The sequence below is a fragment of the Kribbella sp. NPDC048837 genome, assembly GCF_055586945.1.
The window spans coordinates 1,510,366-1,527,469 of the sequence record NZ_JBVJHF010000002.1 but is presented as its reverse complement, the minus strand read 5'-3'; the positions used below and the strand labels follow the sequence as shown (position 1 = coordinate 1,527,469).

21 protein-coding genes are annotated in these 17,104 nt (G+C 68.8%); 11 read left to right on the top strand and 10 right to left on the bottom strand.

The window, feature by feature from the left end; translation table 11 throughout:
* Positions 1-26: 26 nt before the first annotated feature.
* From ACZ6O0_RS15310 to ACZ6O0_RS15295, 4 genes are read right to left on the bottom strand one after another with little or no spacing between them, the layout of a single operon-like run.
* Entirely contained in the window at positions 27-224 is a 198-nt protein-coding gene (locus ACZ6O0_RS15310; RefSeq protein ID WP_465765497.1) for a ferredoxin, read from the bottom strand.
* Positions 221-1,432 carry an NADH-ubiquinone oxidoreductase-F iron-sulfur binding region domain-containing protein gene (locus tag ACZ6O0_RS15305; protein ID WP_465765496.1) on the bottom strand — a complete coding sequence of 404 codons (1,212 nt, stop codon included), beginning with the start codon at positions 1,430-1,432 and terminating at the stop codon, positions 221-223. Before ACZ6O0_RS15305 ends, ACZ6O0_RS15310 begins: the two co-directional genes overlap by 4 nt.
* Positions 1,429-1,989, bottom strand: a complete 561-nt coding sequence (locus tag ACZ6O0_RS15300; protein WP_465765495.1) for a hypothetical protein — start codon at positions 1,987-1,989, stop codon at positions 1,429-1,431. The genes ACZ6O0_RS15305 and ACZ6O0_RS15300 overlap by 4 nt, the downstream gene beginning before the upstream one ends.
* Positions 1,986-2,894, bottom strand: coding sequence for an FAD:protein FMN transferase (locus tag ACZ6O0_RS15295; protein WP_465765494.1), 909 nt, complete (start codon positions 2,892-2,894; stop codon positions 1,986-1,988). Before ACZ6O0_RS15295 ends, ACZ6O0_RS15300 begins: the two co-directional genes overlap by 4 nt.
* Positions 2,895-2,900: 6 nt before the next feature.
* Between ACZ6O0_RS15295 and ACZ6O0_RS15290 the strand changes: the two genes are divergently transcribed.
* Positions 2,901-3,323, top strand: a complete 423-nt coding sequence (locus tag ACZ6O0_RS15290) for a hypothetical protein (protein ID WP_465765493.1) — start codon at positions 2,901-2,903, stop codon at positions 3,321-3,323.
* A gap of 25 nt (positions 3,324-3,348) precedes the next feature.
* Here ACZ6O0_RS15290 and ACZ6O0_RS15285 read toward each other — a convergent pair whose 3' ends face one another.
* On the bottom strand, positions 3,349-3,843 hold the full coding sequence (locus ACZ6O0_RS15285) for a MarR family winged helix-turn-helix transcriptional regulator (protein ID WP_465765492.1): 495 nt from the start codon (positions 3,841-3,843) through the stop codon (positions 3,349-3,351).
* 103 nt (positions 3,844-3,946) lie between these two features.
* Between ACZ6O0_RS15285 and ACZ6O0_RS15280 the strand changes: the two genes are divergently transcribed.
* Positions 3,947-4,942 carry an NmrA/HSCARG family protein gene (locus ACZ6O0_RS15280; protein ID WP_465765491.1) on the top strand — a complete coding sequence of 332 codons (996 nt, stop codon included), beginning with the start codon at positions 3,947-3,949 and terminating at the stop codon, positions 4,940-4,942.
* A gap of 66 nt (positions 4,943-5,008) precedes the next feature.
* Here ACZ6O0_RS15280 and ACZ6O0_RS15275 read toward each other — a convergent pair whose 3' ends face one another.
* Positions 5,009-5,281 carry a GlsB/YeaQ/YmgE family stress response membrane protein gene (locus tag ACZ6O0_RS15275; protein WP_465765490.1) on the bottom strand — a complete coding sequence of 91 codons (273 nt, stop codon included), beginning with the start codon at positions 5,279-5,281 and terminating at the stop codon, positions 5,009-5,011.
* Positions 5,282-5,399: 118 nt separating this feature from the next.
* Between ACZ6O0_RS15275 and ACZ6O0_RS15270 the strand changes: the two genes are divergently transcribed.
* The 8 genes from ACZ6O0_RS15270 (at position 5,400) to ACZ6O0_RS15235 (ending at position 11,838) form a co-directional block, all read left to right on the top strand.
* The gene (locus tag ACZ6O0_RS15270; RefSeq protein WP_465765489.1) at positions 5,400-6,890 is read left to right on the top strand and encodes an SDR family oxidoreductase; all 1,491 of its coding nucleotides are present in this window, start codon (positions 5,400-5,402) and stop codon (positions 6,888-6,890) included.
* Between the two features lie 80 nt (positions 6,891-6,970).
* Positions 6,971-7,792 carry a DUF4397 domain-containing protein gene (locus ACZ6O0_RS15265; protein ID WP_465765488.1) on the top strand — a complete coding sequence of 274 codons (822 nt, stop codon included), beginning with the start codon at positions 6,971-6,973 and terminating at the stop codon, positions 7,790-7,792.
* A complete protein-coding gene (locus tag ACZ6O0_RS15260) occupies positions 7,789-8,454 on the top strand; it encodes a class F sortase (RefSeq protein ID WP_465765487.1) in 666 nt (221 codons plus the stop codon). Before ACZ6O0_RS15265 ends, ACZ6O0_RS15260 begins: the two co-directional genes overlap by 4 nt.
* A gap of 64 nt (positions 8,455-8,518) precedes the next feature.
* Complete coding sequence (locus ACZ6O0_RS15255; RefSeq protein WP_465765486.1) at positions 8,519-9,097, top strand: RNA polymerase sigma factor; 579 nt, start codon at positions 8,519-8,521, stop codon at positions 9,095-9,097.
* Positions 9,078-9,785: an anti-sigma factor gene (locus ACZ6O0_RS15250; protein WP_465765485.1), complete on the top strand. Its 708-nt coding sequence runs from the start codon at positions 9,078-9,080 to the stop codon at positions 9,783-9,785. The genes ACZ6O0_RS15255 and ACZ6O0_RS15250 overlap by 20 nt, the downstream gene beginning before the upstream one ends.
* Positions 9,786-9,896: 111 nt before the next feature.
* Complete coding sequence (locus ACZ6O0_RS15245; protein ID WP_465765484.1) at positions 9,897-10,562, top strand: fasciclin domain-containing protein; 666 nt, start codon at positions 9,897-9,899, stop codon at positions 10,560-10,562.
* Positions 10,563-10,610: 48 nt separating this feature from the next.
* Positions 10,611-11,516: a MerR family transcriptional regulator gene (locus tag ACZ6O0_RS15240; protein ID WP_465765483.1), complete on the top strand. Its 906-nt coding sequence runs from the start codon at positions 10,611-10,613 to the stop codon at positions 11,514-11,516.
* A gap of 49 nt (positions 11,517-11,565) precedes the next feature.
* A complete protein-coding gene (locus ACZ6O0_RS15235) occupies positions 11,566-11,838 on the top strand; it encodes a hypothetical protein (protein ID WP_465765482.1) in 273 nt (90 codons plus the stop codon).
* Between the two features lie 243 nt (positions 11,839-12,081).
* Here the strand turns inward: ACZ6O0_RS15235 and ACZ6O0_RS15230 are convergent, their stop codons facing one another.
* The 3 genes from ACZ6O0_RS15230 to ACZ6O0_RS15220 all read right to left on the bottom strand — a co-directional run bounded on the left by ACZ6O0_RS15230 (position 12,082) and on the right by ACZ6O0_RS15220 (position 14,711).
* Positions 12,082-13,080, bottom strand: a complete 999-nt coding sequence (locus ACZ6O0_RS15230) for an ATP-grasp domain-containing protein (RefSeq protein ID WP_465765481.1) — start codon at positions 13,078-13,080, stop codon at positions 12,082-12,084.
* Complete coding sequence (locus tag ACZ6O0_RS15225; protein WP_465765480.1) at positions 13,077-14,258, bottom strand: flavohemoglobin expression-modulating QEGLA motif protein; 1,182 nt, start codon at positions 14,256-14,258, stop codon at positions 13,077-13,079. The genes ACZ6O0_RS15230 and ACZ6O0_RS15225 overlap by 4 nt, the downstream gene beginning before the upstream one ends.
* Before the next feature lie 69 nt (positions 14,259-14,327).
* The gene (locus ACZ6O0_RS15220; protein ID WP_465765479.1) at positions 14,328-14,711 is read right to left on the bottom strand and encodes a VOC family protein; all 384 of its coding nucleotides are present in this window, start codon (positions 14,709-14,711) and stop codon (positions 14,328-14,330) included.
* 219 nt (positions 14,712-14,930) lie between these two features.
* Here ACZ6O0_RS15220 and ACZ6O0_RS15215 point away from each other — a divergent pair, with 219 nt between their 5' ends.
* Positions 14,931-15,626: a hypothetical protein gene (locus ACZ6O0_RS15215; protein ID WP_465765478.1), complete on the top strand. Its 696-nt coding sequence runs from the start codon at positions 14,931-14,933 to the stop codon at positions 15,624-15,626.
* 93 nt (positions 15,627-15,719) lie between these two features.
* Here ACZ6O0_RS15215 and ACZ6O0_RS15210 read toward each other — a convergent pair whose 3' ends face one another.
* Entirely contained in the window at positions 15,720-17,087 is a 1,368-nt protein-coding gene (locus tag ACZ6O0_RS15210) for a serine/threonine-protein kinase (protein ID WP_465765477.1), read from the bottom strand.
* Between the last annotated feature and the right edge of the window lie 17 nt (positions 17,088-17,104).

Genomic DNA, 17,104 nt, shown 5'->3' with positions numbered 1-17,104 from the left:
ACTGGTGTGATGTCGGGACGAGGCTGTCATCGATTGTTGAGACGTAGTGCGAGAGCGGGACAGGCAAGGACTGCGCGACGTGCATCCGGGAGCTCACCGGCGGTGATTTCACGACCTCTCAAGACCGGGAAACCCCACTCGTCGAGGACGACGTCATCCGGCAGCAGGGTGGCGCAGAGGCCGTGCCCGTCGCAGCGGGTCCAGTCGATCTCCACCTTGTTCACCACGCACCTCCGGGAACGGGCAGGACACCCTGGACCGGCCTTCCGCAGCCACCGCCGGCGAGGTGCCGACGTACGTCCTCGCCGAAGACCTCGAGCGCCGACGCGAGGAAGCGCGCCGAGCCGTCCGGGTGCGCACAGGCTCCGCGGCCGGGGACGAGACCCAGGTGCCGCTGGGCGTCATGCCAGCCGGCCGGGTCGCCCTTGACCAGCCTGGCGAAGTCATCGACGAGTGCGGCCAGGCCGAACACACACGGACCGCACTGGCCGGCCGACTGGCCTGCGAGCCACTGCGCGACCCGATGCACCTCGCCGAGCGCGCAGGTGTCGGAGCCGAGCGCCAGGATGATGCCCGCGGACGCCTCAGGTCGCTGCAGCGTCAGGCCCTCGGTCCGCGGCAGCCAACGGCCGTGGTACCCGCCGAGCAGCACCGGCCCGGGCTCCGCGCCGGCGAACTGCAGGACCGTGTCGAGCGGCACACCGGTCGGTGTCTCGATCACACCGGGCCACCGCACAGCCCCATCGATGGTCAGCAACTGCGTCCCCGGCTCACTGATCAGTCCGGTACTGCCGAACCCCTTGGACCCGAGCCGCGCGAGTACGGCGAGCTGGGCGAACGTCTCCACGTTCGACAGGAAGGTGGGCCGCCGGTGATAGCCCTTGCGCGTCGGCAGCACCCTCCGACCGGGCGGTACGGCGGCACCACCTTCCAGCGCACTCAGCACCGCACGGGCCTCGCCTGCGACGAACCGACCTGGAGTGTCGCTCACCTCGATCGCCAGTCCGTCCTGGCGCTCCATGAGTGCCTCACGGACGGAGGTGGCGGCAGCACCATCGTGTACGGCGATCAGCACATGAGGTGCACCGAGTGCGCGGGCCAGACCGACGGCACCGTCCAGAACGAGGTGCGGTGACAGAGTGAGGAGCAGACGGTCCTTCCGGCTGACCGGCTCGCTCTCGGAACCGTTCACGACGACGGCCTCGATGCCTTTCGCAGGGAGGTCGGCGAGTTTGAGTGCGACCGGGAAGGCGGCACCACCGCGACCCCTGAGGCCGACCGCTTCGGAGAGCCGGAGGTAGTCCGCTCGGGTGAGCTCCGGCTGCGGACCGTGGGTCCAGAGGTGCCGCTGCCGGTCCAGCCGGCCCTGGTCGAGTCCGGCCAGCAGTCGGGCGTCACCGATCACTCTGGTGTGCTGCATGGTCGTCGTCATCGGATCCTCCCGGCCCGTGCGAGGTTGAGGGGTGTCGTGGCGCGGGAGCGGTAGGCACCTGCCGCGCCGACCGCGGCCAGGCAGCCGAGGGCGAGGGCGAGCATCCACGGCGTACCGCGGTCGGTGCCGGCCAGGAGTGCGTGCCCGATGGACAGCAGCCAGCCGACCGATGCGGCGATGTGGATCTTGCGCCAGTGCTTCGTGAAGGACTCGGAAGCGGCCAGCCGGCCGCGGGCGGCCCCGACGACGGACGCGAGCACCAATCCGTAGAGAGCGAGCACGCCGACGACCATCGCGAACGGCCGGTAGCCGGAACCGAACGGCCAGACCAGCACGGTCGGACTGATGTCGACGTAGCCGTCCGCGATCACCGCGATCACGTGAGCGGTCAGCACGACCAGTCCGGTCGCAGCGGCCGAGCGGTGCACGTACTGCAGCCAGAACCGGCGCTCCGGCCGGCGATTGCCGGACATCACGATGCCGAGCGTGGCCGACAGCGTGAACATGATCATCGCGACCACTCCGGCCGCGCGGGCCAGGTACCACAGCGTCATCACGCGGCCCTGCTCGCGGCCGGCCAGCCCAGCAACTCGGTGACCTCACCATCGTCGGCCACCAGCCGGGCCGGGTGACCCGCAAGCTTCAGTCGGCCGAGGGCACCTTCCCCTGTCGCCACCAACGCCGTGCTGAAGGTGTTCGCGCGTACGGCGGTCGGAGCCCAGACGGATGCGGTTCGGTAAGGGCCATCGGCCGGGCGTCCGGTGCGCGGGTCGATGACGTGGTGGCCGTAGCCGGTCGGCGTCTGCCAGCGCCGTACCGTCCGCGTCGACGTCGTCAGGCCGCCGTGCGAGAGGGTGACCAGGACTCCGGTGTCGCCGGCGCGTTCGGCGACCGTGATGACCCACGGCTCGGCCGGCTGTCCGGCGGCGCGCAGGTCCCCACCGATCTCGACGAGTACGGCGCAGCCGTAGCGCTTGCTGATGACGTTCGCGGCGCGGTCGGCGGTCCAGGCCTTCGCGGTGGCGCCGAGATCGAGGGCCGAATCCTTCGGTATGCCGAGCAGCGCGAGCTTGCGGTTCAGCTTGACCTCCTGCCAGCCGGCGACCGGCTGCGGGTCGTGCGCCGGCTGCGGGAAGCGCCGTCGTACCGCCTCGATGTCGTCGTCGTACCCGGCGGCGATCACCGCGGAGCCGACGGTCGGGTCCACCGCGCCGCCGCTCATCGAGGCCGCGACCAGGCTGACGTCGACCAGGTCGACCAGCAGCCGCGACACCGGCACGAGGGCGCCGGCCCGATTGTTGACGATCGACAACTCGGAGTCCGGGCGGAACCGGCTGGCCGCCTTGTCGACGCGATCCATCAGGGCCTTCAGCTCACCGCAGGCCGCCCCGAGTACGGCGGGGTCGTCGACGGTCAGGCGGACCGTGCAGCTCCACGCGGTCCAGGTCCGGGACGCGCTCATGATCCGTTGCTCCCGCCCTGCGACGTCGAACCCGAGCTCGACGACCCGAGCCCACTGCTCGAACTGCTCGAGTCGTCGGAGCTGGATCCGGAGCTGCTGGAGCTGGATCCGCTGGACTCGCTGCTCGAGGTGGACCCGGAGCTGCTCGAGCCCGAGTCGTCGGAGCTCGTCGAGCTGGCCGTCGTACCGGTGCTGCCCGCGTCGGACTGCTTCGCGGACAGGACGGCGACCGACAGGCCGGTGCCGCCGATCCCGAGGACGGCGGTCGCGATCGCGGCGGCCGAGGCCCGGCGCAACCAGCGCCGCCTGGAGGAATGGGGTGCGTCGAAGGCATCTGTGGTGACCATGCCGTCAGCCTCGCCGGAGGCTCCTCAGCCGCACTCCAAGAGAAGGTCAAGCGACCGTCAAGTTCTCCTGAAAGCTCTCTGAGAGCGGTCCTCAGGGAGCGGCCGGGTCACGGCTCCAGGCCGCTGACCGCCGGGGGGCAATCGGTGTGGCAGTGCTTGCCGATCGTCTCTACGATGTCGTCCGACACCTCGCCGAGCACGGCCAGCCGGTCCGGGCCGAAGACGTCGACGAAGAACTGCCGGACCCGGGCCGCATGCGCCGGCGCACACGCCTCGATCGCGGCCCGCCCTTCCTCGGTGATGGCGATCTCCGGGTAGCGGGAGTCGCAGGACTCCTTGCGGATCAGCCCGCGCTTCTCCATCCGGGTCAGGTGGTGCGACATCCGGCTCTTCTCCCACTGGGTCGCCCTGCCCAGCTCGAAGGCCCGCATCCGGCCGGACTCGGACTCGGACAGGTTGACCAGGATCTCGAAGTCGGACTTGGACAGGCCGAACTCCCGCTGGAGGTGACGCTCCAGGTGCGTCTCCAGCGTCCGGTTCATCAGCAGGTAGCTGCGCCAGGCCTGCTGCTCGTCGTCGTCCAACCACGGTCCCTTGCCCACGACCCCATCCTACCGGGTCGGGTTGACACATCAACCAAACGAGCTACGATCGGTTGAGTTGACACATCAACCCAACGTTTTCACAGCCGAGGAGCTGCTGGATATGACCGAGAAGAAGCTGATCGCCGTCGTCGGTGCCACCGGATCGCAGGGTGGCGGACTGGTCCGGGCGATCCTCGAGGACCCGGCCGCGGAGTTCGCCGTACGGGCGTTGACGCGGAACCCGGAGTCGGCCAAGGCGAAGGCACTCGCGGACGCCGGTGCCGAGGTGGTCGCCGCCGACCTGGACGACGAGGCGAGCGTGCGCGCCGCGTTCGAGGGCGCGCACGGCGCGTTCGTGGTGACGAACTACTGGGCCGAGCGGACCCCGGAGCAGGACGCGGCCCAGACCCGCGCCGAGATGGAGCTGGCCCAGGCCGAGACCGCCGCCCGGGCCGCCAAGGAGGCCGGCATCGCGCACCTGATCTGGTCCACCCTCGAGGACACCCGGCCGTTCTTCGCCGGCCGCGACGACGTACCGAGCCTGGACGACGGGCGCTACAAGGTGCCGCACTTCGACGCCAAGGGCGAGGCAGACGCGCTGTTCCCGAAGTACGGCGTACCGACGACCTTCCTGCGGACCACGTTCTACTTCGACTCGCTGATCGCCGGGATGGAGCCGGCCCGGAACGCCGAGGGCAAGCTCGTCCTCAACATGCCGATGGCCGACCAGCCGCTGTCCGGCATCGCGTCGGAGGACATCGGCCGGACCGCACTCGGCATCTTCAAGCGCGGCGCCGACCTGCTCGGCAAAACCGTGAGCATCGCCGGCGACCACCTCACCGGTGATCAGTACGCCGCGGCCCTGACCGCCGCCCTGCGCGACACGCTCGGCGAGGACATCACCTACCAGCCCCTGACCTGGGACGAGTTCCGCGCCCTCCAGTTCCCGCTGGCCGTCGAGATCGCCAACATGTTCCAGTTCTACGCCGAAGACTCCACCCGCTTCACCGGCGACCGCGACCTGGCCACGGTCCGCGAACTCAACCCCGCCCTCCAGTCCCTCGAGGAGTGGCTCGCCAAGCGCAAGACCGACTTCAAACTCGAGCCGACGCTGTAGGACGTAGATCTGAGGGCAGCTCGGGGAGCTGCCCTCAGGTCGTTCGGCCGTGCGGCCCCTGTGTGTTCAGCGTCGCGCGGAGGTGTTCCGGCCGGTCATTGAGGATGCGATGACGACCAGGATGGCCGAGATCGCGATCGCGACGAGCCAGCGCACCCAGTCGATGCCCGGGCTGCCGTTGCCGCCGAACGCGGTGTAGACGAACCATCCGATGATCACTCCGCCGATTCCGCACAGGATCGTGAGCCAGATCGGGATGTTGTCCTTGTCGCCCGGCGCGACGAACTTTCCGAGCACGCCGATGATGATGCCGGCGACGATGACTCCGATGATCTCCATGGTTCCGTTCCTCTGGTCTCTCCGAATCGCCGAGGTCAGGTGACCGCGGCGATCGACCAGTGCCCACGCAACAAACCCGGACTGCGTATCCCTGCCGCGGCTCGGGCACCGGGAAGCCATGAATCAGCGCCTCGCCCTCGTCACCGGAGTCACGGGCTACATCGGTGGCCGCCTCGTGCCGGAGCTGCTCGAGGCCGGCTTCCGGGTCCGTGCGATGGCACGGAACCCCCGCCGGCTCCGCGATCGGACCTGGTACGACGACGTCGAGGTCGTCGAGGCGGATGCCGGGGACCCGCGGCAACTGCGGGCGGCGATGGACGGCGTGGACATCGCCTACTACCTGATCCACTCCCTCGGCACCGGCCCGCGGTTCGAAGCGCGCGACCGGAACAACGCCTTGACTTTCGGGACGGCCGCCCGGGCGGCCGGCGTACCCCGCATCGTCTACCTCGGCGGCCTCTACCCCGAGGGTGAGGAACTCTCGCCGCATCTGGATTCCCGGCGCGAGGTCGGCGAGATCCTGCTGGCATCCGGTGTACCGGTCACCGTGCTGCGCGCGGCGGTGATTCTCGGCTCCGGCTCGGCGTCGTTCGAGATGCTGCGGCACCTGACCGACCGCCTGCCGGTGATGGTCACCCCGCGCTGGCTGAGCACCCGGATCCAGCCGATCGCGGTGCGCGACGTCCTGCACTACCTGGTCGGCAGCGCATCGATGCCGGCCGACGTGAGCCGCGGGTTCGACATCGGCGGACCCGACGTCCTCACCTACCGCGACATGATGCAGCGCTACGCGAAAGTTGCCCACCTCAACCAACGGCGCATCCTCCTGCTCCCCCTGCTCACGCCGTCGCTGTCCAGTCACTGGGTCGGTCTGGTCACACCCGTACCGAGCAGCATCGCCAGACCGCTGGTCGACAGCCTGATCCACGAGGTCGTCTGCAAGGAGCACGACATCGCCCAGTACGTCCCCGATCCGGAGCCGGGGCTGACCGGGTTCGACCGGGCGGTCGAGCTCGCGCTCAAGCGGGTCCGCGACCTGGACGTGACGACCACCTGGGCCTCCGCGTCGACACCCGGCGCGCCGAGCGATCCGCTGCCGGGCGACCCGGACTGGTCCGGCGGCTCCTTGTACGTCGACGAGCGCGAAAGCGTCGTACCTGCGAGCCCCGAACGGCTGTGGACGGTGATCGAGGGCATCGGCGGCGGCAACGGCTGGTACTCCTGGCGCCTCGGTTGGTGGGCGCGAGGCCTGCTGGACCGGCTGTTCGGCGGCCCGGGTCTGCGCCGCGGCCGCCGCAATCCACGCGACCTGTCCGTGGGCGACCCGCTCGACTGGTGGCGCGTCGAAGAGATCGAGGACCGCAAGCTCCTCCGGCTCCGCGCCGAGATGCGGCTCCCCGGCCTCGCCTGGCTCGAACTCGTGATCGACCACGACGACGCGGGCAACACCGTCTTCCGACAACGCGCGCTGTTCCACCCCCACGGCCTGCCCGGCCACCTGTACTGGTGGGCGATCAAGCCCTTCCACGGCCTCGTCTTCGGCGGTATGCAACGCAACATCGCCTCCGCCGCCGAGGGCGCAACACCCCCGCGCATAACTTTTGCCTAAGTTTTATGCCGGTGACCGCGTCCGCGGAGGCACCTCGGACAGAAGACAGGAGAGAAAGCCCAATCCGTAGGAGGGTCTCCATGTCTGTCCGTCGAGTCACTGCCCTGGTCGCCACCGGCCTGCTGGCGGCCGGCCTGCCCGCGGCGACCGCGCACGCACAGCCGACTGCCACCGCGACTGTCTCGGTGCTACACGCGGTCCCGGGTCCGACCGTGGACGTCTACGCCAACGGCAAGGCGTTGCTGACCAACTTCAAGCCCGGCACGCTCACCGACCCGGTCGAGCTGCCCGAGGGCTCGTACGATCTCAAGGTCACCGCGGCCGGCGCCGGCGCGAACGGCGCTGCGGTGATGCAGGCGAACGACCTCAAGGTGCCCGGTGGCGCCAATGTCACGGTCGTCGCCCACCTGAGCGCTGCCGGCAAGCCGGAACTGACGCCGTACGTCAACGACACTTCCAAGCTCAGCGCCGGCCAGGCCCGGCTCACGGTCCGGCATGACGCCGCGGCACCCGCGGTCGACGTCCGGGCCGGAGGCAAGCCCGTCTTCAAGTCGCTGACCAACCCCAAGGAGGCCAAGGCCGACCTGCCGGCGGGCACGGTCACGGCGGACGTCGTACTCGCCGGGACCTCCACCGTCGCGATCGGTCCCGCCGAGGTGAACCTGAAAGAAGGCACGAACACGATCGTCTACGCGTGGGGCAGCGCGACCGACAAGAACCTCAAGCTGGCGGTGCAGACGATCTCAGGGCTGCACGGCAATCCCTCCGGAGTTCCTGGCGGTACCGGTGGTCAGGCCGCAGGATCAGACACTCCGCTGTGGTTGATCGCCGTACTCGGCTTCACGGCCTTGGGCGTGGTGGCGTTCGGAACGGTGGCTGTCCGGGCGCGTGCTCGGGCGTGATCCGGCGTCGCGGTGCGGCCATCCGCGTGATGGCCGCACTCACCGTCTTCGGCCTGCTGGCTGGTTGCGGACGACAGTCCGCAACCTCGGACGGGCGGACGGAGGCGCCCGGACGAACGGCCGGCCCCACCCCCACTGCGGCCAAGTCGGGCGCCCCGTCCGCTCCCGGTCCGGGGATCCGCACGCGGGCGGCTGATCCGCCGGTCGAGGTGCAAGGTCCCCGTCCCGACAGGCTGCGGGTCGATGCCGCGAATCTCGACGTTCCGGTAGTTGCCGTCGGTGTCGCCGCGGACGGGCAGATGGCATTGCCGCCCGATCCAGCCACCATCGGCTGGTATCAGTTCGGGCCCGGCCCCGCGGACGACCGAGGCTCCGTCGTCCTTGGAGGTCACCTGGACAGCAAGGAGTTCGGCACCGGTCCGCTGGTGCGATTGCGAAAGCTTCGTCCCGGAGCCCAGATCGTCCTGCGTTCGACCGACGGCTCGGTCGCGACGTACCGGGTGCGGAGCGTCGAGGATGTGCGCAAGTCGGGCTTGGCGATCGACAAGGTGTTCGATCGTGACGGTGCTCGGCTGTTGCGGATCATCACGTGCGGCGGGCCCTACGACCGCAACGGTGGTGGTTATCGTGACAATCTCGTCGTCACCGCGACGCCGGCGTGATGGCCCATCGGCGCCCGCGGGAAGAGCCGCAGGTCAAGGCCCCGAGTTCGCTAGAGTGCGAATCGTGACCAGCACCGAGGCCGGTCTCCCATCGCCGGCCGATATCGCGAAAGGCTTCGCGGAGGGCCGCGAGGACAGTCTCGCGGACGCCTATCGGCACTGGTCCGGTCTCGTGTTCACCTTGGCGCTGCGATCACTGGGCGATCGGGCCGACGCCGAGGATGTCACCCAGCAGGTCTTCGTGTCCGCCTGGCGTGGACGTACCACGTTCGACCCTGCCAGCGGCCAGCTGGGATCATGGCTGACCGGCATCACCCGGCATCGGATCGCCGACCGGCTCACCGCACGCAGCCGCGAGCATCGCAACGCCGAGGCGGTCGCAGGACTCGCGCAGACGACCACCGCGCCGGAACGGCTGGACGAAAACACGGTCGATCGGGTCCTGCTGGCCAGTGAACTGGCGAAACTCGACGACCCGAGGCGAACGATCCTCCGGCTGGCCTTCTACGAAGACCAGACCTATCCGGAGATCGCGGAACAATTGGCATTGCCGCTCGGCACGGTGAAGAGCCACGTACGGCGAGGCCTGATGTATCTGCGCGATCAACTCAAGGAGGTGACAGGTGACGACGCATCTCGATGAGGAGCTGCTGGCCCAGTGGGCTCTCGACGGCGACGGTCCCGACGCGGCTGCCGCCGATCACCTCCAGCGTTGTACGCGGTGCCGCGACAGCCTGACCGAACTGCGGGCGATCGCCGGAGTCAGAGGCCAGCTGCCCCGACTGGAGCGTCCACCAGCGGACCTCTGGCAACGGATCGGTGCCGAGCTCGACCTCGAAGCCGAGCCGCCTGGCGCCGCCGTCACTCCACTGCGACCGAAGCCGGCGAGGTGGCGGCACCGGGGACTTGCTGTCGCCGCGAGCGTCGCGGCGGTCGTCGGAGTCGGCGCAGGGATCATCGGCACCTTGCTGGTCACCTCGGACGACAACAAGCCACCGCCGGCCGAGGCCGTCATCCAGCTCCAGCCGCTCGCCGGCAAGTCCGGTGACGGCAGCGCCGACCTGATTCGCGGCGACGCGGGCAGCGAACTCAAGGTCGCAGCCGCCGGCTTGGACAACAACGAGGGCTTCTACGAAGTGTGGCTGATCAATGTCGACGGCAAGCGCATGGTCTCGCTCGGCGTCCTCAACCCCCGGACGGGCGGGACGTTCCAGATCCCGGCCGACATCACGGCGCAGGGCTACCGGATCGTCGACGTGTCCCTGGAGCCCGACGACGGAAATCCCGAGCACTCGCACGACAGCATCATCCGCGGAACCCTGCCCAGCTGAGGCTCAGCCGCCCGGGTCGGCGCTCTCTGCATCCGGTGACGCCCGTACATCGGAAGTAAGGGTGACAGCGGCCGCGACAGCGCGGCCGATCCCGCCCGAAAGGAAGTTCCGATGCGCAAGATCTCAGCACGGCTGACCCGTCGCTTGGCCTCGGCAACGATCGCACTGGGCATCCTCGTCACCAGTGCGGTCGCGACATCAACCCAGGCCAGCGCGCACGCACACCTCGGAACCCGCAGCCTGGCCAGCGTGCTCGCCGCCGACGGTGACACCTTCGACCGCAACTGGAACGACTACGACCTACTGACGCAGGCCGTCGGAGCTGTGCTCGCAGCCAAGCCGAACAGCCCGGTGAAGGTCCTTGCCGACGGCAACGTCCCCTTGACGGCCTTCCTTCCGAGCGATCGCGCTTTCCGGGTCCTGGCGAAGGACCTGACCGGCAAGTGGTACCGCTCGGAGAGCGCCTTGTTCAGCGGTCTCGCCGGACTGCTCGGCGTGAACACGATCGAGGCAGTCTTGCTCTACCACGTGATCCCGGGCGTCACCATCAACAGCCGGACCGCGCTCAAGTCCGACGGAGCGAAGCTCGCCACCGCTCTGCCGGGCGGAACGATCACGGTGGACGTGCTCAGCAAGCGGTGCCGCCTGATCCGCCTGATCGATGCCGACCGCAACGACGCGAACCCGATGCTCAACCCGCGGGCGCTCGACATCAACAAGGGCAACCAGCAGATCGCCCACGGCATCCGGCTCGTCCTGCGCCCGCTGGACATCTGAAAGGCTCGAAGTCCGCGATCGACGTCGGATCGTGCCAGTCTTGGATCCATGGCGTCGAAGAAGGCTCAGCGGGAGGATGTCCCGCGGGTCGCAACCGTGCTGCCGGTGGGGCAGGTGTCGGCACTGCTCGGGATTCCGGCTGTCACTCTTCGCACCTGGGATGCCAGGTACGGCGTGAGCCCATCAGGCCGTACGGCCGGACTGCATCGCCGCTACACCGAAGCCGACGTCCAACGGATCCGCCGTATGCAGCGCCTGATCGCACGTGGGGTCGCGGCCCAGGACGCGGCCCGGCTGAGCGTCCGAGGTGGCCGCACGGCGTCGGCGCGACTCGCCGACACCGCGGCCGCCGCGGACGGACTGATCGCCGCGACCGAGGCGCTGCGGACCGCCGAGATCGGCGACCTGCTGGACAGTTGCTTGGACCAACGAGGAGCCGGGCCTACCTGGACCGAGATCGTGGCACCTGCGTTTCGGGAACTCGGACTGCGCTTCACCACCGCCGGCGACTGCACCGACATCGAACTCTTGCTCGCGAACGCGTTCACCGCTGCACTTGATCGCCATCTCTACCGACGGCAACTCCGGCCGGACACCATGCACCCGACCTTGCTGGTGCAATGCCCTGAAGATCGACACACGCTACCGCTCAGGGTGCTGCACGCGGTGCTACTCGAACGAAGCCAGCCCGTTGTGCTGCTCGGCCCGGAGACGAGCCCCACGGCCGTGATGAACTCCATCGCACGCGCGAATCCCTCAGCGGTGGTGCTCTGGGCAAGCATGCGCCGACCAGGCCAGGCGCGCCTCCGGCAGAGAGTCGGGAGAACCGGGCATCAGACCTTCACGGCGGGCCCAGGCTGGCCGCGTCAGCACCAGCCGCTCACCAGCCTCTCCGACGCCACCGCTGCCTTGACAGTCCGGCGCACGATCCGAACGCCAGCACCAGAACGGTGAATGTGTAGGGGTACTGGGGGTAGGAACCACAGGCACGAGGGGGCCGACGATGGACACTCGAGATGTCGAGACATACTGCCAGAACGGTGTGTGGAAGAACCGCCGACCCGGCTGTGAGCCGTTCTCCAGCGGCGGTCCCCGGCTGCGGCAGGTCGCGATCGGAGCCGAGGTCGCCCGCTGGGCCCGGTCGCAGCACATCATCCGGGACGCCTCCGGCGAGATCGTCGAGACCCACGTCTACGGTCCCGGGGTCTTCCCGCCCCGCTCACCGATCAAGACGATCCGACCAACCAGCAACGCCAGACCGCCAACCACAAGGTGACCTGCGACGTCTCCGAAGGCGATCGGCCAGGCGATCGCCGACCTTCACGGCGCGCGCGGCGTGGCGAGGAATCTCTCGCTGGGATCTGGGCACCGGAACCACATGCGGTGACGAGGCTCTACGAGACAGTCACCGCCAGGCCGGGTGGGTTGAAACCTCAGCCCACCCGGCCGCCCACCCCAAGCCCCTCGCCGTCAACCCCCGTGCGGCGACGGCGAACGGCTGGTCCGGCCCGTCCGCGGCTCAGGGGGCCGAGGAGGTTCGGCGTTCCAGGGCTTCGATGATGGTCGGGCAGACGTCGATCTCGTAGAGCCTTTCGACGCTCTGCATGCCGCCCGGGCTCTCCGCGTTGATCTCCAGGACCTTGTCGCCGATCACGTCGATGCCGACGAAGTACATGCCGTCGGCCACGAGCTTCTCGCTCATCGCGTCGATGATGCCGCGTTCGGCGGCACCGATCTCGAGCGGGGCCGAGCGTGCGCCCGCGCTGATGTTGGCCCGCGGGTCGTTGCCCGTGGGCAGCCGCCGGAAGGCGGCCGGCTGTCCGTCGCGCTCGAGGAGCCGTCCCTCGAGCAGGAAGATCCGGGCATCGCCGTCCTCGCCGCCCTCGACGAACTCCTGAACGACCGCGTAGCCGTCCTGCAGCACCGCCTCCGTCATCTGGGCGAGGTTCGCTTCGCCCTCGTCCCGGATCATGAACACATTCCGGCCCTTGGCTCCGTACAGAGGCTTGACGACGCAGTGGCCGACCTTGCCGGCGAACCGTTCGATCGCCTCCGGGTCCCGCGTCACCAGCGATCGGGGGCGGATCTTCTCGGGGAACTCCCCCAGGTAGAGCTTGCTCGTTGCGCGGGTCAGGGATCTCGGGTCGTTCACCACCGTGACGCCCCGCGCCTGAAGCATCTGGCCGAAAACCACACCCAGCGGGCTCGCCCACGGCCGCTCCTGCAGATCGTCGATCGATTCGTTGCGCAGGAACAACGCGTCGAGGTCCTCCATGACGATCCGTTCGGCATCGCGCTCCTTGATGCGCTCCATGAAGGTCTCGAGCGTGTCGTCCTTCCCGAACTCTGCGGCATGCGCCCGGGCCACCAGCTGCCCGTCACTCTCGCCGAGCTCGACGTCTCCGACTCCGACGTACCAGACCTCATGCCCGCCCTGGGCCGCGGCCCTCGCCAGCCGGGTGGTCGTGTACTCGTCGATCTCGGTGCCGACGTCGTTCACGAAGAAGGCAAGCCTCATTCCGACACATCTCCTTCGTACAGGTCGGTGACCGACGCGCCCGCGCGCAGTTTGTCGAGACGCTCCCGGGCGCCGGGCACGTCCAGCCAGCGTGGACGGACCCACGGTGCTTCGAGCACCTCGCGGTCGAGCAACTCCTGGATCAACGGGATGTGGTCCACCGCGAGCTTGCCGACGAAGAGGACCTCGAGGCTGCCACCCTCCGCAAGGGTTTCGAGGATGCGGGTGATCCCCCGCAGGTAGATCGCGTCCTTCACCGAACCGCCGCCGACGACGACCCGGATGGCGATGGACCAGGCGGTCCTCGTCGGTAGCTGATGGTCTTCCCGCAACGATTCGAAGATCTCCAGGAATCCGGCGCCGTCAAGCATGTTGCCGATGGCAACAACCCGCGCGGCGAGCACGCGGAGACGTCGCGGGTCCAGTCCGCCGGTCAGGTACTCGGCGAGCACGGCAAGACCTTCTTGGGTCTCGTCGTAGCCGGGCAGACCGATCGTCAGCAGCGTCAGGGGTTGCCTGGCGCCGTTCTGGTAGGTCACGACATGGGTGCCGACCTCGTGATGCAGCAAGGGCTCGACGCGGTCCGCCCTGATCGTGGCGGTTTCGGGAATGAGCAGCCGGCCGAACGACACCATCAGTTCGGAGATGTCGTCACGCACCTCGAGGTCGAGTGGGAAGTCCGGATACACCGCACGATAGCGATCGAACTCCGCACGAGCCGCCGCCGCGAACGCGCCGGCCGTCACACTGCGGGTGCTGGGAGCTTGGGCCGGGATGGTCTCGAGCAGCTGCTCCGCGGCGGACGCGAGAGGCTGGGCGATCCCGCCGTACAGTTGCAGCGATCCGTACACGAACCGTGACGTGTCGCGGTCCTCCAGGGCTGTGATCTGTCGTGCTATCTCGTCTCGCTTCACCCGGAAGAGTGTGTGCAGCGCAGGGTCGGTGACGTTCTCGATGTCGAGGTTGTAGAGGTCTCGCCGCACCATGTCCGGCTCGAAGTCCAGCGGTCTGAGCCGGAGAGTGGGGGCGGTCCCGAAGTCACCCCGTTCGAAGTCCGCCCATGCCTCTGCCGCATTGACCGGCGTGATGTTGAGCAGCAGGTCCAAGCTGCGCTCGATCTCGGTGAGGCGAGAATCGATAGTGAGAGCAGGCGCGAGCTGCTGGGTCGGGGACGTCATCTGACACGGGTACCCACCAATCACTACTACCCATGCGTAGATCGGTTTTGTCCATGTACGGCGCCCAGATCAGCCGCCGCTGCCGTACGGCCGGGTGATGATCTCCAGCCAGTGCCCGTCAGGGCCCTCCCAGTACAGCCCGCGGCCACCGTCCCCGTGGTTGATCTCTTGCGGTTGGCGCTTGAAGGGGTCGGCCCACCACTGGCGGCCGTCGTCCCGCAGGCGACCGTGGATCAGGTCGAACTCCTGCTCACTGACCAGGAACGCGTAGTGCTGGCCGTGGATCTCGCCCTCGGTGTCCATGAAGTCCAGGCTCACCCCGTTGTCCAACTTCAGCTCGGCGAACGGGCCGTACGCTTTCGCCTCCGGCAGACCGAGCACCTCGGCGACATCGCGCGCCGCGGCCCACCGGTCCTTCACGTGCACGATCGTGTGGTTCAGCTCGACACTCATCGGGCTCTCCTGGCTGGCCGGTCCTCAACTGGCGTGTACTCACCCCCACTCTGCACCCCGAACCCCACTGAAAGCAGCAGCCCGCGCGCCGCATCAACCGGTTCGTCAACGGATGGGTGACAACAGCCTTGTCAACGGACCGATGACATTGTAGGCTCATGCTGCGTGATGACAGCCCGTCGACTTGACGCGCCGTCGACCCCGGACACAGGAGTGCGGATGCCAACGGACCCGGCGGACGCACTGCAGTATCTGACCGACGTGCTTCAGAAGCTGGCCTCCGCCCCGAGCGTCCCCGGGACGGAGGCCGCACCCTCGGCCGGCGAACGCATCGAGGCCCTGAACCGCTTGCGCGCTCTGCGGGATCGGCTGAACGAATGGGAACCGCAGCTGATCGAGGCTGCCCGCGCCGCCGGAGTCAGCTGGGCACAACTGGCACCGGCGCTGGGAGTGACCAGCCGGCAGGCTGCCGAGCGGCGCTACCTTCGGCTAAACCCGCGCCCGTCCGAGCCGGGGTTGAATCGGGAGCAGCGAGTCCAGGCCGCCCGGGACCAGCGGGCGGGCGACCGTGCCGTCGCGGTGTGGGCACGCGACAACGCCGCGGACCTCCGCCGGGTGGCCGGGCAGGTCGCCGGACTCGACGGACTGGATGCGCGCACCCAGGCGAGTGTCGACGCTGTCCACGACGCGCTCGCCGACAACGACTCCGCCACATTGCTGGCCCCCCTCGCGGCGGCCCACCCTCACCTGTCCGAGGCCCATCCAGCGCTGGCAGACCGCATCTCGGAGATCGGCACGCGTACGGACGAAGCCCGGCAGGCCAGTCAGAACCGCAACGCCGAGCGAACCGAGGTCGACAGCGGAGATGGCACGACGGCTCACAAGAAGAAGGCCGGGCGCAAGGGCCTCGGTTGACACAACGCGCAGAGGACTTAGGCACCTCAGGTCAGATGGAGTGCATAGTCGAGGGTGCCGAGGCGTGCGTGGGTCGGCTCGGTTGTCCAGGCGTTAGTCCGATGACAGCGGCTCGTTGCCCTGGGCGTCTGGTGACGGGGATGTCGTTGCCGGCGCGGTCGTTTCGGGAGTGCCGGTTGGCGGGGCGCTCGAGGACGACGGGCTGGACGAGGGCGTTCCCTGAGTAGGGACGCTCGGCGTGGCGCTGCTTCCGGTGGACGGGCTGGGGGACGTCGTGGCCGGCGACGGAGTACCGGTCGAGGAGGTGGCGGGCGGAGGGGTGCTTGGCGTTGCTTGCTGAGAGGGGCTTCGCGACGGTTGAGCTGACGTGGTCGGGTTCGTCGCACCAGGCCGGGTCCGACCGGTCGTCGGGCCAGACTTTGTCGCGGCGGGTTTCGGGCCCGGCGTGCTTTCACTCGTTCGGGGGCCGACTTCGGTTGTCGGAGGCAACCTGTTCTCGTTGCCGTTGAGCAGGACTCCGGCTCCCACAGCGGCCGCCGCCGCGATGACGGCGATCGTTCCCGCCAGCAAGGCCTTGGTCCGGATCCGGCTGGGCTCCGGGGCCTCGACATCGCTGATCTCTTGCTCGGTGGTCGGAACCGCAGCAACAACTGCAGGTCGCTGGGTGCGCAAGGCGCCGGCCACGATCTCGGCGGCGATCGGACGGTCGGCGGCCTCCTTGGCGAGCATCCGGAGCAGTACGTTCTCGAACGGTCCTCCGAGTTCGGGGCGGATGAGGCTCGGAGGTGCCGGTGCGGTGTCGACGTGCTGGTAGAGAATCGCGGTCGGATGTTCCGCCGTGAACGGCGGCTGACCGGTGACCAGTTGGTAGAGCACGCAACCCAGCGCGTACACATCCGCCGGCGTGCCGGCCTGCGCGCCTCTCGCTCGCTCGGGAGCGAGGTAGTGCATGCTGCCGATGATCTGACCGGCCGCCGTCAGCGTCGTCGTTCCTTCTCCTGGAAGGTGCGCGATACCGAAGTCCGCGACCTTGACGGTCCCGTCGGTGGCGATCAGCAGGTTGCCCGGCTTCACGTCTCGGTGTACGACGTCCTGCGCATGCGCCGCGGCCAGGCCGGCTGCGGCCTGTTCGACGATGTCGATCGCACGGTCCTTCGGCACTGGTCCGTGCTCGGCGAGCTCCTCCGCGACCGTCCGGCCCTCGACCAGCTCCATCACCAGGAAGAATCCATCGGCGTGATCGCCGAAGTCGTAGACGGAGACGACGTGCGCGTCGCTCACCCTCGCCGCGGCGCGAGCCTCGCGATGGAACCGCTCGGCCGCTCTCGCGCCCTGATGGGACGGCAGCAACAACTTGACCGCGACCTCACGGCCCAACTGTTCGTCGGTAGCGCGAAAGACCTCCCCCATACCGCCCCGCCCGAGCGAGGGCCCCAACCTGTATCGCTTCGCAACCAGCATCCCGACCCCGTACCCAG